Genomic DNA, 17,897 nt, shown 5'->3' with positions numbered 1-17,897 from the left:
GGTTAAATTTCTCCGCTATCAAAGCTGGTTTGCTGCAGTATCTGTTGATCAATGATCTGAGCTATAGCGGCTATAGTTTTAGCTCGGATAAAATCGCTGACGGAGAGTTGACAATTAAAAGCAGAGGCAATTTGCTGACTCAGACTAATCGCCAGAATAGAATCTCCACCGAGTTGATAAAAATCATCCTCTATTCCCGGCTCACGAACCCCTAGGCTTTGTTGCCAAAGTTGCGCTAATTTGCGCTCAGTTTCGGTACTGGCTTTGACTGACCCTGTGACAAATTCGGCATCGGGTAGAGCGCTTCGATCAATTTTGCCACTAGCAGCCAACGGCATTTTCTCTAATAGCACCCATGCTTGAGGTTGCATGTAGTCTGGTAGCAAAGGCTTGAGGTGAGATTGCAGTGTTTTGCTGTCTGCCTGCTGGCGCGACAGATAATATGCCACCAGGAGCAGTTGCTCGTCCTGTTGACGCTGCATCACCAGCACCTGTTCAACGGCTGGATGTTGCAGTATGGCGTGTTCAATTTCTGCCAATTCAACCCGATAGCCTCTAATTTTCACTTGCTGATCACGGCGACCCACATAATACATCTGACCGTCAGTACCAAGACGAACTAAATCGCCCGAGTGATACAAACGTTCAAAACCGGGCTCAGCACTGTAGGGGTTGCTTGTGAATTTTTCTGCAGTCAGTTCAATTTTACCCAGATAACCTCGTGCTAAGCCGATACCACTCAGACAAAGTTCAGCAATCGCTCCGGGTACCGCAGGTAAACCCCATTGATCCAGTAAATAAGCGCGCATATTTTGCACTGGCCTGCCTATGGCAATGTTGTCGACGTCCAGCACTTGGCTTTGTGTGGCACAAACACTGGTTTCGGTGGGACCATATTGATTCCATAAAGTACAGGGTGGCAATTGCTGCAAGCCATCCAAAGATTCGCCGCCAGTATAGAGCTGCTGCAATTTGGTTCGCTCCAGTCCGTGGAGATGCTTAATGACTGCGGTACTGATAAACGCTGTGATGATTTGATGCGTACAGAGATAATCTACGAGTCCAGTTACATCATTTTGCAGCGGTTGCGGGAGTACGTATAGGCAAGCACCGCTGGTTAAGACAGGGAAGATTTCAAAGACCGAGGCATCAAATACATAGTTAGAAAACTGCAACACTTTATCGCCTGGCTGGTGCGCGAGTAACAATTGCTGAGACTGAGTAATATTTATCAGCCCTTGATGCTCTGTCATCACTGCTTTCGGTTGTCCTGTGGTGCCGGAGGTGTAAATCAAGTAAGCCAATTGGTTACTGGCTAAGGTCCAACTCGGTTTGTTTGCTGTGGTTGCTTCGGCTTCAGACTGCATTTTTTGCAGATTCAGCACGATAGTTGGGCACGGACTGAGTGTACTGATAGATTGCTGGGTATCTGCATCGGTAAGCACCAATAACGCCTTGCTATCGCTGAGCATGAAAGCAGTGCGCTCCTCAGGAGCATCTGGGGCAATTGGCAGGTAAGCAGCACCTGCTTTCATCACCGCTAACATCGCAACAATCATAGCAGCAGATTTGTGTAGGCAAAGTGCAATCACGGCATCAGGATCGGGCCGTAATTGAGTAATGAGTTTACCCGCCAATTGATCACTCAGTTGCTGTAATTGACGGTAGCTTAGATAGTCGCCCTCAAAGTAGATTGCCTTGTGCTCTGGATAGAGGTCGACCGTTTTTTCAAACCACTGGATGACATCAGTTGCTGGTAGAGTTCGACTGGGTCCTTCTAGACACCATGACTCCGTGCTTGCTTGCTTGATGCACAGCTCTGAATGGGGTCTCAGCAAAGCTTCAGGTAGTTCTGTAAGCAATGAATTCAATTGCGACAAAAGCTGGCTGGCGCCCCGGTCCGATAAGTGGGTTGCATCGTATTTCAGACCATAATGCAGACTATCGCCTTGCTGATACGCCACCAGTACCAGCGGATAATTAACCTTCTCGAACGCTTCACGATACTGATACTGTATGTCTTGTTGTTCTTCTGCCGATGGGTAGTTTTCGAACACCACAATAGACTGGAACAACGAACCACGACCACGCTGTAGGTCAGCCAAATCAGCAAAAGAAAAATGGTTCATGGAATTAATAGCCTTGCTGATCTGCTGCAACTGCTGCAGAACTGTATTGGAATTATCCCAGTTCACTAGCAGTGGTAAGGTGTTGATATAGAGTCCGACGCTTTCCTCTATCCCTTCGATAGGTAGAGCACGTCCGGAGATCGTAGTACCAGCTAAGGTTTGTGGAGCAAAGGTATAACTCGTTATTAACTTATGCCAGACAAATTGCAACAGAGTACTTAAGGTGATCCCGTGTTGCTGAGTTAGCCCTGCAAAAGCTGATACAGAGGTTTGACAAAAAACCTGGCCTGCTTGGGTGACCAAGTGCTGTTCTGCCTCTTTTCTTGTGAAGGGTAGGTCAAAAAGTGGTGATAAATCGTTCACTGTTGTCATTTCGGCCAGTTGTTGTTGCCAGTAAGCCTGACAACTTTGCTGGTGATAATGATAATAACTTTGTGCCTGCAAGTAGCTTTGCTGATTAATCACAGAGGGTTTATTACCGCTCAATAGTGCCTGATAAAAACCATGTACGGTTTTCATCAGTTGTGGACCACTCCAGCCATCCGAAATGGAATGGTGTTCACTGCGCAACAGACAGTAATGATCTTCAGAGAGTTTAATCAGATAAAGTCGCAATAAGCAGGGCTGTCTCAAGTCGAAGGCGCGTTTACGATCCTGTTGTTGCAGTTCTTGTACCTGCTGCTCTGCATTATCCGACTGGCTATAGTCCAGTTCCACCAGTTCAAGCTGGGCCGAGCTGTGAACCAATTGTACCGGGTGCTCCGTCCAGTCAAAACTGGTTCTGAGCGCTGGGAAACTTTGTACGGCCAGTTGCCAAGCCTGACGGTATAAAGACACATCAAGCTGTTGGTAATAATCAATAACAAACTGCACTCGGTAGGCATCATCGTCTGGATGCATTAACGCATGTGACAAGAAGCCTTTTTGTAGGGACGTTGCAGAATAAATGGCATCCAGTTGATGTTGCTGCATCAGTTGGTCATAGTATTCGAGCGTCAGCGGCACACCAAAATCTGCTGGCGTTTTTTCTCTGGAGCCAGCGTCCGGTAACGCCACACAATGTCCAGTTAAAGCCGTTATTTGCTGTTCAAATAGAGAGGCAAACTGGTTGCTCTGTGCAGTGCATAGGTTACTACTAACATCAAAGAATAACCGGCCGTGTTCGACAGCACCGTTGATATCCAACAACCAAGATTGCTGATTGCTGGGCGCAATACCACAAGACAGCTCATCTAATTGAATGACCCATTCGTCTGAGTCATCTGCATTCAAGACACCGAGGTAGTTAAATTGGATCGCAGGTAAATGGAGCTGTAGCTGTTCGGCAAATGCGCCAAAACCCAAGCCTTTATTTGGAACCTGTCGCAGTTGTTGTTTGATCTGGCGAATAGCCAGACCTGGCTCGTCTGCTGCTTGTAAATTGACAGGATATTGGCTGGTAAACCAGCCAATGCTATGGCTTAAATCCAACTGGTTGTCTTGTGGCTGGCGGCCATGACCTTCCAAACTGACAGTGACAGACGGTAATTCAAAAAGTTGCTGCAAAGCTCGGGCAAGAGCGGTCAGTAGTAAGTCATTAATCTCAGTGTCATAGGCCTTGTTGGCTTGTTTCAGTAATTGGTGTGTTAGCTCTGCTGAAAACTCAATACGTTGGCAGTGCTTTCCAGTGTCAGGCTGCATCACTGCTAACGTCGAGTAATCGATTTGTTGTTGTGCAGTGTTTTGCCAGTAGCTGCGCTCCCCAGCAAACAGAGCAGGGTAGCTGTCTACATAACTGACCCATTGCTGGTAGCTGCTGGTGCTCTGTGCTGCAGCCTTGCCTTGATAAAGTGCATGCAAATCTTCCAGCAGGATACGCCAAGAGACGACGTCGATTAGCAAATGATGGCAATAGATAAAAATCCTGCCTTGTTGCTCAGAATCGATCAGATAAGCCAGCCCGTACAAAGGACCCGTTTCAATATTTAGACTTTGTTGTAGGTTCGTTAATTGCTGCGCGAGTTCGTTTTCATCGAAAGTTCGTGCATCGATCAGTTGCACTTCCGGAACGGGTTGAGCCCTATATTCATGTTGCCACTGACCTTGGTCAAAGACAAAGACACAGCGCAGAATATCATGGCGCTGAATTAATGCCGCCCAGGCCTGCTGCAGTGGTTTGATTTCAAGCTTCGGCACAGCAATAAAAAAGCTCTGATTCCAGTGATTTGGTTGCGAAATTTGTCCTTGCTCAAGTTGCCGGAAAAAATTCTGTTGTATCGGTAGCAATCCAAACTGACCTTGTGCCAAACCTGGCTCAACCCCGGGTCGAGCGGTCGTGACTGACTGCAAATGTCTGGCTAAAGTTCGTACAGTTCGGTGTTCAAATAGATCTTTTACCGACAAACTGAGACCCGCTTTGCGCAAACGTGATACCAACTGAATCGATAAGATAGAGTCGCCACCACTGCGGAAGAAGTCGTCGTGGACACCGAGTTTCTCGACGGCCAGTAGAGGTTGCCAGATGCTCAGTAATTGTTGTTCAAGTGGGTCTTCTGCCTGCTCGAATTGCTGTTGCTGGATTTCAGGGTCGGGTAATTGTTTATGGTCCAGTTTGCCGTTATTCGTTAAGGGTAATGCGGACATCCACTGATAATAAGCCGGTTGCATATAGTCGGGTAGGAACCCAGCGACTGTATCTCGAAGCAGATCTTCATCGAGTTTTTCAGCAGCAACATAATAAGCGACTAGCGCGGGTTGTTGCCCCACCTGTTTCAGCACAACAACAGACTGCTGGACCTGTTCCAGCTGCTCTACTGCAGCTTCGACTTCACCACATTCAATGCGGTAACCTCGGAGTTTCACCTGATTGTCATTGCGGGCTAAGTATTCCAGCTCACCACTGGGTAACCAGCGCACTGTGTCGCCGGTACGATAGAGGCGTTGATAGTCTGAATTCGAGTCAAAGGGGTTGGTAACAAAACGTTCGGCTGTTAATTCAGGTCGGTTCAAATAGCCTGAAGCCACGCCAAACCCTGCAATATAAAGCTCTCCCCATACGCCTACCGGTACCGGTTTTTGTGCTGCATCCAGTACATAAAGTTTGTAATTGGCGTAAGCACGACCGATACCCTGATCCTCTGCTACATCGGCTAGACAAGCGCCCACGGTGGTTTCAGTCGGACCATATTCATCCAAAAGTCGGTCACAGTTCTGTAACAGCAGTGATTTTTGCTGAAGTTTGAGCTTTTCGCCGCCAACCATCAATGTAGTTAAGTGGATGCGGTTGTCGTCCAAAAATACTTGTTCTGCGAGACTAGGAACCAGTTTGGCAAAAGTGACCCGCTCAGTAAGTAGATGCTGGCGATAAGCATCGAGATCTTTGAGCGTTTCGGTAAAAATAACGATTTCGCAGCCCAGCATTAAAGGCACTAAAGTGGTCGTCACGCTCAGGTCAAAGGCTATGCTCGACGAGAAATCCACCACGGAACCTTGAGGCATATTGCCGTTGCCTACATTCGCAATGTAATTGACGACGGAACGGTGCGTAATTAAAACACCTTTAGGCAAGCCAGTCGTTCCTGACGTGTAGATAATATAAGCTGGGTCTTGTGGCGATGGCTTAACGGTCGGGGCCTCAACAGGAAGGGCTGACAGCTCCAACAGGCTCAGATCTAACACCTGCAGTTGGCGCGGGATTAGATTACACAAGGTTTGGCTACTAATCACCAAGTCGGCTTGACTGTCCTCTACCATGAAAGCTATGCGATCTGCTGGAGTCGCGCTGTCAATGGGGAGATAGGCCGCACCCAACTTGATACTGGCTAATAGTGAGACAAAAAGCTCAATGGAACGGTCCAGTACGATTGCAATCACTGGCTGCTCGGACAAATACTGCTGGTCATGGATAAAGCCAGCTAACTGATCGGATAATTGATCAAGTTGCTGATAACTTAGTGTTATACCATTACAACGTAATGCTGACTCTGTGCCTTTATTCGCCACAGAATGGCGCCAGTATTCCGCTAAATGACCGAATTCGAGCTGCTGCTGGTGTTGATTGTTTTCATACAATAGCCAGTGCCGTTGTGTCTCGCTGATCACTTCAAAACTGCTGAGTTTGGCCTCAGGTTGCTGAAGCAATTGCAGCAGAATGCTCTGGAAGGATTCCGCCATTTGAGCGATAAAATCAGGGCTAAATAGGGAGCTGGCGTAGTTTAGATCCAGTGTAAGATGATGCTGGTGTTCCGTGACAAAACAGGTTAAATCATGTTTAGCCACCGGATAAAGCTGATCCACGCTTTGCAGCTCACACCACTGCTGCTGGGTTTGGCCAAAACTCTGGACTGAAAACATGACCTGAAATATCGGATGTCGACTACTATCTCTTTCAACCTGCATTCTGTCGACTATCAGCTCAAAAGGCACATCTTGATGGCCCTGAGCCGCGACTATTCCTTGATGCACAGCCATAGCAAAAGCATTGAAATGCTGTTCTGGATTGATCTGATTGCGCACCGCTAAGGCGTTCACGAAAAAGCCCATCAAGGCTTCAGTACCTTGATAATGACGATTGGCAACAGGACAACCGACGACGATGTCGTTCTGATTGCAGTATTTAGATAGCAGTAGATTAAAGGCAGCTAATAGCAGACTGTTTAACGTAATTTGTTGTTGTCTTGCCAGTTTTTTCAACTGCAAGCTCAAATCATTGGTAAGCGTTAGCTGTAAGTTCTCACCTTTGTAATCAAACGCTTTTGGCCGTGGGTTGGACTCAGGCAATTGCAGTGGCTCAAACCCTTGCAGTTGTTGTTGCCAATAGTCTAATTGACGTTCTAACTCATCTTCCGCTAAGAATTGGCGTTGCCAGATGGCAAAGTCGCTGTATTGCACCGGCAGTTCAGGTAATTGCAGTGGCTGCTCTGACACATAATGTTGCTGGTACATCGTCAATTCATTGAGTAGCAAATCCACACTCCAGCCATCAAAAGCAATATGGTGGATAACCAGTAGCAAGTAATGGTCCTGTTCTGTATCAATCAGGCTGGCGCGGATGGGCAACTGTTGGTTCAAATCAAAAGGCCTATTGATTTGTTCCTGCAGGAGCGGATCAAATTCTAACGAGGCACAATCATGCTGCTCGATGCTAAGATCACTTGCGTTCTTTAGTTGTAACTCTGTGGTGTCATCCAACTGCTGATAAACACTACGTAACACCTGATGGCGTTCCAATATAGCGTGCAATGCAGGCGGCAACCACGTTGTGTCACTGGCGTTTAGTTTGAGCAGCAGGGGAATATGATAAGCGCTAGAGTCTTGTTCATACTGCTGCAAAAACCACAGCCGATTTTGTGCATAAGACAGCGGTTTCTCTGCCTCAGTAGCTGGCTCGATGAGCACGGCTTCTTTACTTAAGCCATGCTCTGTGAGCTGAGCTATGGTTTTATGTCTGAATAAGCTGGCCAAACTCACTTCACGTTGTAGCACGATTGATATTCTGTGGCTCAATGAAATGGCTAATATCGAGTTACCGCCTAGCTGGAAGAAGTCGTCGTGCACGCCCACTCGGGTAATGCCGAGGATATCTTGCCAAATCAGGCACAAAGCTTGTTCTAGTTCATTTCTTGGTGCGACATAATTGCGCTGGTCCTGTTCAGGCTCTGGTAGGGCGTTGCGATCCAGTTTGCCATTCGGGGTGAGTGGCATTGCCTCTAACTGCACTAGCATATTAGGCAGCATAAAAGCAGGTAATCTTTGTTCGAGATAAGAGCGCAGCTCCTTGGTGTTTAGCGGTATTAATGGTTCGCGCACGGCATAAGCCAGTGGTCTTGGCCGGGCGCTGACCAATTGTGAGCTGACGAGCTGAGCGTGCAATGAGGAACTGGGTTGATCAATACGCTGGAAAATCAGCGTTAACAAGGCCGGGTCGTCAGGTTGCACACTGGCTTTAAATTGATAGCCATAGGTGTTGGCAATATCAGCCAATTGCTGGTAACTCAGTAGTTGGTTTGCAGCCAATCTGCTGGGTAAATTATGAAACTCAATGTAGTTTTGATAAACTCGACTATTGGGATAGTTGCGGATCACAAAGCTGGTTAAGTTTTGCTGGCAGCACTGCTCAACAGCAAAGTCAGCAGAGAAGTGGAACTCGGTTTCCACTTGAGCTAATGCTTGTGGGGCAGCACCAGTACTACAATCCACAATCACGTCATAGCGGTAATTCAACATTTCATTGCTGTAGCGGCCTGCCTTGAGCAGCAGATCGATAGGTATGTGATTCTTACCCTCGCCATTCCTATCTTTAAATTCTTGAGCAAATCTCAGGAAAAAGTCTGGGCATACCAACAGTTCTTTGTCCTGCACTCTGGCTTGTTTTGTAGCTTCCACTAAGCTTGTAAAAGAGGCATCAGGCTGCAAATACTTTTGGATATCGTAATGCATAATATCCAGCAAGCGAGCATCTCTAATATCACCAATAAATAGCTGACCCTGCCCGTTTAGTAGGGTCATGGCTTGTTGACAGACCTCCAACAGATACTCACAGGAAGGGAAGTACTGGATTACCGAGTTGATAATGATCAAATCCGGCTGATAGTCGCCAACAGTCTCTGCTATGGAAGCTGCGTCACACAAGGCGAACTGAGTTTTATGCTCAACATCGAGAACAGTTGCACCAAACTTCAATTTGGCTAAGGCCTCAGCTGAAAAGTCTGTGGCAAAGTAATGGTCGCAGTGCGGCAACAGCGGATAAAACAATAAACCAGCGCCGCTGCCTATTTCCAGTATACGTTTGGGTTTGAGTTGTAAAATACGTTCTAAGGTCTCGTCACGCCATTCCAGCATGCTTTCGTGTGCAATAGGCTTGCCATCATAGGAACTATTCCAACCGTCGAAATCAGCTGGATTAAAGTCGTCAGCCGATTTTTTGCCGTATTCGCTCTCGTAGATTTTATTCCAGTCTGCTACCAGAGATACATCATCAGACTGACCTAACGATTGAGAAGTAAAATAGGCGGCTATGTAGCTTTGTCCTTCGCGTTCACGGATGATAGCAGTGGCTTGTTTGATAGCAGGAAACTCTGTCAATACGGCTTCAATCTCAGCGAGTTCTACTCTGTTGCCCCTTATTTTCACTTGATGATCAACTCGGCCGAGATAATCTAGATCACCGTTGAGTAGTCTGCGGACACTGTCCCCAGTGCGATACAACCGTTGGTGCGCCGAGCCCAGATTTTTGCCATATGGATTGGCAATAAAACGCTGGCTACTGAGTTCTGTCTGATGTAGATAACCAGCCGCAACCCCGGCACCAGAGACGTACAGTTCTCCTGGGACACCGCACGGCACAGGTTGTAAGTGAGCGTCGAGGACATAACATTTCAGGTTAGCAAGCGGCTTGCCAATGGTGGTTGCTAAATCACCATCCTGATAGACATGTAAGCTGGTGCAGACGGTCGTTTCAGTCGGGCCATAAGCATTGATTAAACGGCGGCCTTTGGACCAGCGCTGCATGGTTGCTAAAGGAGTGGCTTCACCCGCAACGACTAGCAGTCGCAGTTTGGGTAGTAGGGCTGCGTCCATGACGTTCAATAATGCCGGAGGCAAGGTGGCGACACTGATCTGCTCTTGTTCCAGCAGACTGAGTAAAGCGCCAACATTTTCTTTGTAAGCATTCGGACAAATGACTAGCGTACTGCCTTGCAGCAAGGTGGCAAATATTTCCCAAGTGGCAGCATCAAAACTAAAGGACGCAAATTGCAGCACTTTATCTTCTTTCACCAGATCCAACAGCTGGTGTTGCGCACTGGCCAGATTAACGATAGCAGCTTGCGGAATCATCACCCCTTTAGGTCGGCCTGTCGTGCCTGACGTATAGATCACATTTGCCAATCGATGTTGGTTTTCGGGTACTTTTGGATTGCTTTTGGGTGCCGTCAGATGCTGTTGCTCATCCATGTAATACACTGCTAAATCGAGCTCTGACAGGGTGGTGGCCGAACTGAGTAACTGGCGTTGAGTTAAAACGAATACCGCTTTGGAATCTTGCAACATATAGCGAATACGTTGCGGCGGATACGCAGGGTCGACGGGGACATAAGCTGCACCTGCTTTCAGTACCGCTAATATAGCGACCAGCATATCCGCAGAGCGATCCATCATGATCGCAATGAGTGGAGTAGGTTGGCCAACCGTAAATTCCGGCAGCCGTTTTTGCAATTCGTGCGCCAGTTGATTGGATTCAGCGTTTAATTGCTCATAAGTGAGATTACGGTTTGGATCCGACACCGCAGTGCGCGAGGCGTGTTGTGTAGTTGACTGATACCACCACTGCATTAAATCCTGATGCGCCAAAGTACGTTCAGTTTGATTGTGTTCCAGCAGTACTTGCTGTTGATGTGCCACAGTCAAGCGCTGATTGATGTGATGTTGCTTCGCCAGTTGCTCCAGATAATCGACGTAATGTGCTTTCATTAATTCCAAATAGGATTGGTCGATAAAGGAGCTGTGGCCTTGAAAAGCAATATCAAAACTGTCGCTCTGCCGACTCACCACGAGAGCCAACGGAATATTAGTAATAGCCAACACATCCAACATTTCAGAGCCGGATTTTTCTAAGGTGGCATGTTTTTGATAAAAATGAATGTAATTAAAAGCGGCCTGATAAATATCTTGCTGCAGCGCTAAATCGGCTTTGATTTTGCCGTACGGGTATATTTTGTGGCGCAACAGTTTAAGACGCTGCCGATGGGTTTGCTTCAGTAAATTAGTGCTGTCTGTGAGTTGCATTCGAAGCGGTATAGTATTCAGATGCAGACCGAATTGCTGGTCGCCACCGTCCAGCTCTAGCCGGTTATTGACGACCAGTCCGACAGTAATATCTTCCTGATTGAAAAATACACTAAGTAGGTAGAGGTATGCGGATAAATAGACGGTATCGACCGAAACAGACTGCTGGAAAGCGAGTTGTGACAATGCCTGACTCAGTTCCGGCTCTAAAGTGAGTGTCGACTCCAGTAGCATGGGGCTATTGGCCTGTTGTTGCCGCTCAGTGAACTGCACTGTCGGCATGCTATAATCCGCTAGGTAATCCTGCCAGAAGCGGCTATGCGTCTGATCTTTAAGTGCTTCCACCTCTTGCTTTACATAGTGAGCAAACAGTAACTCATGGTCCTTTTGTATGGCTTGATGATTGACGTAAGCTTGAATAAACTCGCTGAGCAATGAAGCTACACTCCAACCATCTTCGATAGAGTGATGGGAGGTAAACAGTAACTGAAAGGCATCCGACTCACGAACTATCGCCAAACGGAATAACCCCGCGTTATTGATCGGCAACGGCGTCGCGAGCTCTTGCTGGTAAGCCTCTGTATATTTGTCATAAAAAACGATCTTGTCTTCACATGACACTAGCTTGTGGATCAGAGTCAAATAGCCAGGACCATCCTGTTTAAGGTAGCTGGCCCGTAACAACTCATGTTTTTGAATGAGCTGTTGCCAAATTTGCACAAACGTTTCCATCTCAAAAGCGGCAGGGATGTGGTTAACTTCAATATTATGATAGACCTGCTGATTCTTATCAGACTCAACGAACATGCCTTGTTGTAACCAAGTCGCGGGGTAGGCATCCTCAAGCGAGGAAAGATCGATACTCAGTTGGTTGAGTAGCACAGGTTCTACCAGCTCAAATGCTTCATAAGTGGTTTGTTCTGCACTGTATTTGCCCGCATTTCTGAACAAAGCCGCTAAGGTTCTGTGTTCAAAAATATCCCGAACTGAAATATCTAGCCGAAGCTCTTTAAGTCGGGCTACCACCCGAATACTGTTGATGGAATCGCCGCCAATCTGGAAAAAATCATCTTGCATGCCCACTTTTTCAACACCTAACACTTCTTGCCAAATCAGGCAGGCTTGCTGTTCTTGTTCATTTTGCGGAGCAATGTAATGTTGTGAGCTGAAATCAGGTTGCGGTAGAGCTTTTTTGTCCAGCTTGCCATTTACGGTTAACTTAAACTCGGTGACATGAATGTAATGCACTGGCACCATATGAGGCGGTAACTTAGCGGCTAGGGCTGCAGACAGCTTATGATGATCTAGTGCTGAATCGGCCAAATAATAAGCCACTAAAACCTTACTATTCTGCGTGTCTTTGGTAATGACTAAAGATTGGCGCACCGTCGGATAAGCAGATAAAGCCGACTCAATTTCACCTAGTTCAATGCGATAACCCCGAATTTTTACCTGATTGTCAATACGGCCTATATACTCCAGCTCGCCTTGTTCAGTCAGGCACACTAAATCACCGCTTTTATATAGAACTTCATGACCAGGTCGATCATATGGATTGCGAATAAAGCGTTCGTTGTTCAGTTCCGGTCGGTTCAGATAACCACGTGCTAAGCCCGGACCGCTGACATATAGTTCAGCCGTTACTCCCATTGGAACTGGCTCTAAATAGTCATCCAATAGATAAACTTGCAAGTCGCTCAGTGGTTTGCCAATTGTCGATTGGTCACTGATGTCGTTCTGCTGTAAGGCTTTGTAGGTTACGTGCACTGTAGTTTCTGTAATGCCATACATATTGACCAAGAGCGGCTGTTTATCGCCGTAATAATCAAACCAGGAACTCAGTTGGTTGAGATTTAGCGCTTCGCCACCAAAAATCACATAACGTAATGACTTAATGCGGGGTAACAGTAGAGCTCGGTCACTAAAATTATAAAAAGCAGAAGGTGTTTGGTTCAGCACCGTCAGTTGTTGTTGCTGGCATAAAGCGACAAAAGTTTCCGTATCTTGTGCTTGTTCTTTGGTCGGCACAAACAGGCGGCCACCGTAAGCAAATGCCCCCCAGATCTCCCATACACTGAAGTCAAAGACGTAGGAGTGGAATAGACACCAGACGTCCTGTTGGTTGAACTGATAGTCGGCCTGCGTTGAGCTTAGTAGACGGCAGACATTATGGTGCTCTAACAACACCCCTTTAGGTTTACCGGTGCTACCCGAAGTGTAAATAACATAAGCCAGTTGATGCGGATCTATACTGACATCAGGTGCGGTTGTGCTGTGTTCTTGCCCAATATTTTCATCCAAAAATAGAGTATCGCCAGAAAATTCACCGCTTAAGTCGGAGTAGTTTCGATGGGTCAATAGCAGTGCTGCTTGGGTGTCTTGCAGAATAAAACTGACTCTGTCCTCGGGGTAGCTACTGTCTATTGGTACATAAGCTGCTCCTGCTTTTAATACCGCCAGTATTGCCAGTACAGTATCCAGAGATCGTGGCAGCAACAAAGCAATCAGCGTATCCGCCTCGACGTTAGTCCGTTGGCGGATCAAATGAGCCAATTGATTGGCCTTATTATCCAGTTGCCGATAAGTCCAGGCTTCTGCACCAAAGTTAAGTGCTACATTGTCGGGAAACTGTTGCACAGAACGCTCAAACATCTGCACCAGAGTTTGGTTCTGTTGATGGTGCTCCATGTCCTGCACAATCTGAAATGGATGCAACAGCTGCTGGATCTGCTGGGTTGGCATCACCTGCAATTGGTGGATTTTGGTTTCAGGATGCTGCAGACATTGCTCTGTCAGTAGCTGCAAAGCTGTGATCAGTTGCTGCGCTTGTGTTTTGGTGTACATAGCGCTGCGATATTCCAGCCGCAGTAGCAGTTGCTGTTGGTGATCAAATTCGAAATAGAGTGGATATTTAACGCTATGTGGCAAAGTGTCATTTTGCGTGACCTGCCAGAGTAGCTGCACTTTGGATTTAGGCTCCAAAGTCATATAGATGCCTGGCAGCTTTTCGTCTAACGTATTCTCATGCCGCAACGCCTCAAGCAATTGCTGATAAGGAATAATTTGGTCCAGATCTTGTTGTATATCAGCAAAACGCTGCTTTACTAAATCAATAAAAGGCTCTGTTGCGTCAATGTGACAATTACTGATGTCATTAGCGAGAAAATTGCCGTACACAGCTTCTGCATCGGGTCCACGCAACGATTTTACGCCACCGATACTCATCTGCCGCTGCCCTGAGAATTTCCAGACTAGAACCGCGATCAAGCTCTGCAACACAGCATATAGACTGACATTATGCTGACGGGCAAGCGTTTCCAATTGCTTGGTTTGAGTTTCACTAAAATTGGTGCAGAGATAATTGCCCTGACAATCCACAGAGGGGCGACTGTTGAATAAATCGACTCTGTGCATGCTTTGAATCAGTGCAGACAGATCTGATCGTGGCAAAGGGCGTGAAATCGTTGTCGGGTATGGCGCTAACGCGGAATTGCCATCTTTGAGCAGCGCATATAATTGCGGCACAAAGAGGTTATACATAGCGTCACCATCACTGATAAGATGATGGTGAATAAAGGCCAGCTTCACCGGTTGATTATCGCGATAAAACAGCACAAACCTGTACAGCGGTCCTCTTAGTAACGCAAATGGCAAATTGACCCAGTGCTTTAAGCTGGCTTTGTATTTCTGGTCAAATTCGGCGGCTGTAAAATACTCGGTGTGGATCTCTGGCCCGTGTTCCAGTGATTCAGTCACAGCAAAACTCTGATAGTCCTCGAGAACTTTCATTCGCATCGAAGCATGATGATTGATAAACCGCATCAAAGCATGACTTAGTTGCTGCTCAGTTAGGCGCATACCATGAAAATCGATGGTAATGTTTTCGTTGTAAAGTACAGGGCTGGTGATGAGCTGATGATTTAGGACCAGTCGCTGCATTTCATTCAGCTCTGTGCTGTCTGACGCAATAATTTGTTGGCTAGGTTGTTGCAAAGGAACCAGTTGAGTCGCCAGTTTACGCACCGTGTTGTGCTGATACAGTAGCTTAGTGCTGCAATCCAGTTGCTGTTGTTGCAATAACAAAGCCACCCGCATAGCCGCAAGCGAGTCACCGCCAATTTGGAAAAAATCATCGGTGACACCAAACTGATCTGATCCCAGAACTTGCTGCCACAAGGTCAAAATCAGCTGTTCACGCTGATTTTTTGGCACAGCTCCGACCTGCTGCAGCCATTCAGGCTCGGGCAATCGTTGTCTGTCTATTTTGCCGTTGGTGGTTAACGGGAAAGACTGCAAACCAACAAAATAATGGGGCAGCATGTAGCTCGGCAGGCGTTCAGCCAGTTGTACTCTTAAACGTTTCTCATCAATTGGGGCGAGCGCCTGGTAATAAGCGACTAAACGCTTTAATTCATTACGTTCTTTAACCAGCACTAAAGACTGACCAATTTCTTCGATAGTGGATAATGCGGCTTCTATCTCACCAAGCTCCACCCTAAAGCCATGGATTTTGACCTGAAAATCGTTGCGGCCTAAATACTTCAGACTACCTTGCGCAGTATGCTTCACCAGGTCACCGGTCTTGTAGAGTCGGTCAAATCCTTGCTGATGCTCAGCAGCAGTAGCAAAAGGATTAGCAATAAAACGAGCTGCTGTTTGCTCTGCTTTGTTCAAATAGCCACGGGCTAGACCTATGCCAGATACGTACAATTCTCCGATTTCTTCGTCAGGAACTGCTTGCATCGCTTCATCAAGAACGTAAGAGCGCATATTGGGTAAGGCGTAGCCAATGTCGTTGACATCGACCGAGTCGACTCGTTTGCCAGTAACATAAATGCTGGCTTCAGTTGGACCATAGTAGTTGTACAAGGCAAAACGTTCAGCGAAATAGCGTCCGACGGTTTGATCACAAGGTTCGCCCGCGAAAATAATGGAATGTAGTGCTGGGTAGTTGATTCTGGGAACTATTGCCAATATAGCAGGGGGCAAGTAAACCAGATTGATTCGATTTTGGTTCAGATAAAGCGACAAATTATGGGCGTCTTGGCGTATGTCGTTTTGCAGCAAATGCAACTCGTTACCATAGATCAAAGTCGCAAAGATTTCGGACACCGAAACATCAAATACAAAATTGGTAAAAGCAGCAATTCGATAGCCTGGCACGCCGTAGAGGTGTTTTAGAGCATGAATGGTATTCAGCGCACTACGATGCTCAATCATTACCCCTTTCGGCTCTCCTGTGGTGCCAGAGGTATAGAGAATATAAGCCAAACTTGTCGCTGATTGTGGCAGGGCGTCCACTTCATCTTGATGGGTCGGTGTTTGCTGCAACAAGTCCTCGATGCACAACAAACTCGCTGTACTGGCTGAGCACTTGTGCTGCACGCTGTATTGACTGATCAGTATGGGTGCTTGGCAATCCTTGAGTATGTAGTCAATCCGTGGCTCTGGGAAGTCGGGATCTACTGGGACATAGCAGCCACCACTTTTCAGTACGGCAAGCATCGCAACAACTCCGTACCAGCTCCGCTCGAGCATAATAGCCACGGGCGTTTCCTGCGGCATAGAGCTTTTGTAGGTATTGAAATAATGCTGACGAATCAGCTTCGCTAATTGATCAGTAATTTCGTCAAGCTGTTGATAACTGATTAGTTTGTCACTGTCTACCAAAGCAGTTGTGTCAGGATATAAGGAGGCGGTGTGCTGAAACATCTGATGGATACAGAGTGAAGAAGTTGGAACACTGTCTTGCAGTTGAAGTTGCAAAGCATCCAGATAACGAGCCATATTTTGTTGTAGCCAGAGTGCCTCTGCATCTGACAAATGCTGATTGTTAAAGGTTAATCTGAACAACCATTCTTGATTATCGTTACGGTCAAACTGCAATGAGACATCATAGTCATCCGCTGTATTCCAAGGCATGGGTAACGGAGTGATGTCTAGGTCGTCAGCACCTAACTCTACTTCCAGCAATGGCGCTTCAGCAAAATCAAGATTTAAACATCGGTTGGTACCGGTTAACTGCTGTTGATCATGAATAATGTCGTAAAAGCTTAAAGCGCTGTGGTGTTGGGCGTTACGGTATTGACTGGCTAACGATTGGACCAACTGCGACATTGAGCCAATGCGCATGTCACAGCACAAGGGCAAAGCACTTAAATGTGATGGGCCATCACCAAGGTTTAGCTTGCGTGCCGACAACACCAGCTTGGACTGTCCAATTAATAGAGCCAAACTGGTGGAGTAGGCGGCTGCCAGCAACTGATAACTATCCAGTTGCAGTTGTTCGGCTATTTTATTGACTAGGGTGACACGCTCAGAATCCCATAAAAACGTATGTGAATGGTAACGTGCGGTGGCGACATGTTTGACCGGCAGCGGCGTAAACAGATCCATACCGCTGAGCTGCTCACGCCAGTAAGAGCGAGCGGATTCAACTTGATGATTATCAGTGTAGACCTCTGCAGGTAAAGACTCCGCAGGCTGCTCTGAACTGACTACATACTCTTCATCTGTACTGTAACTCCATATCTGTCGTATCAACTGTTCGGCCAGGCCGTTATTGATTTCCAGATGAAAGGTATTGATGACAAAATAGTAATGGGAAGCTGAATATTGAATCAGGAACAAATGCGGTTGAGCTGCTGAAGACAGATCGTAAGGGCGGTTTACCAATTGTTTAATGAAATCGTAAATACATAAATTGTGGTCGTCGAATGCAAGCAACTGAACGTAGCTTTCTGCTGTGATTTCTGAGTGTTCCGTGCGATAAGCGTAGTCGATACTAAGACGGTCATTAATATTTTGTTGTAAATAGTGGTAGCAGGCTTGTAAAAACTGCTCTACATTCAGTGGACCGGCAATTTCAAAAACAAGTGACGCGTTATTGCGCTGTTCAACTGGGTTAACAAACCACTGAAAAAGCAATTCCTCGTTACTAATGGTCAAAGCCATGTGATGTCTTCCCGTTAATCGAACTTGAACAAGTGACCCATGCTATTGTTG

1 protein-coding gene is annotated in these 17,897 nt (G+C 46.7%); it reads right to left on the bottom strand.

Annotation, left to right across the window (positions count from 1 at the left end; all coding sequences use genetic code 11):
• Window positions 1-2: 2 nt before the first annotated feature.
• Window positions 3-17,846, bottom strand: coding sequence for a non-ribosomal peptide synthetase (locus tag CWE22_RS03765; protein ID WP_169930035.1), 17,844 nt, complete (start codon window positions 17,844-17,846; stop codon window positions 3-5).
• Between the last annotated feature and the right edge of the window lie 51 nt (window positions 17,847-17,897).

Origin of the sequence: Pseudidiomarina aestuarii (genome assembly GCF_003987355.1) — a bacterium.
Lineage (GTDB): Bacteria > Pseudomonadota > Gammaproteobacteria > Enterobacterales > Alteromonadaceae > Pseudidiomarina > Pseudidiomarina aestuarii.
Note: the sequence above shows the minus strand (reverse complement) of the source record. Positions and strands in the feature narration are given on the sequence as shown.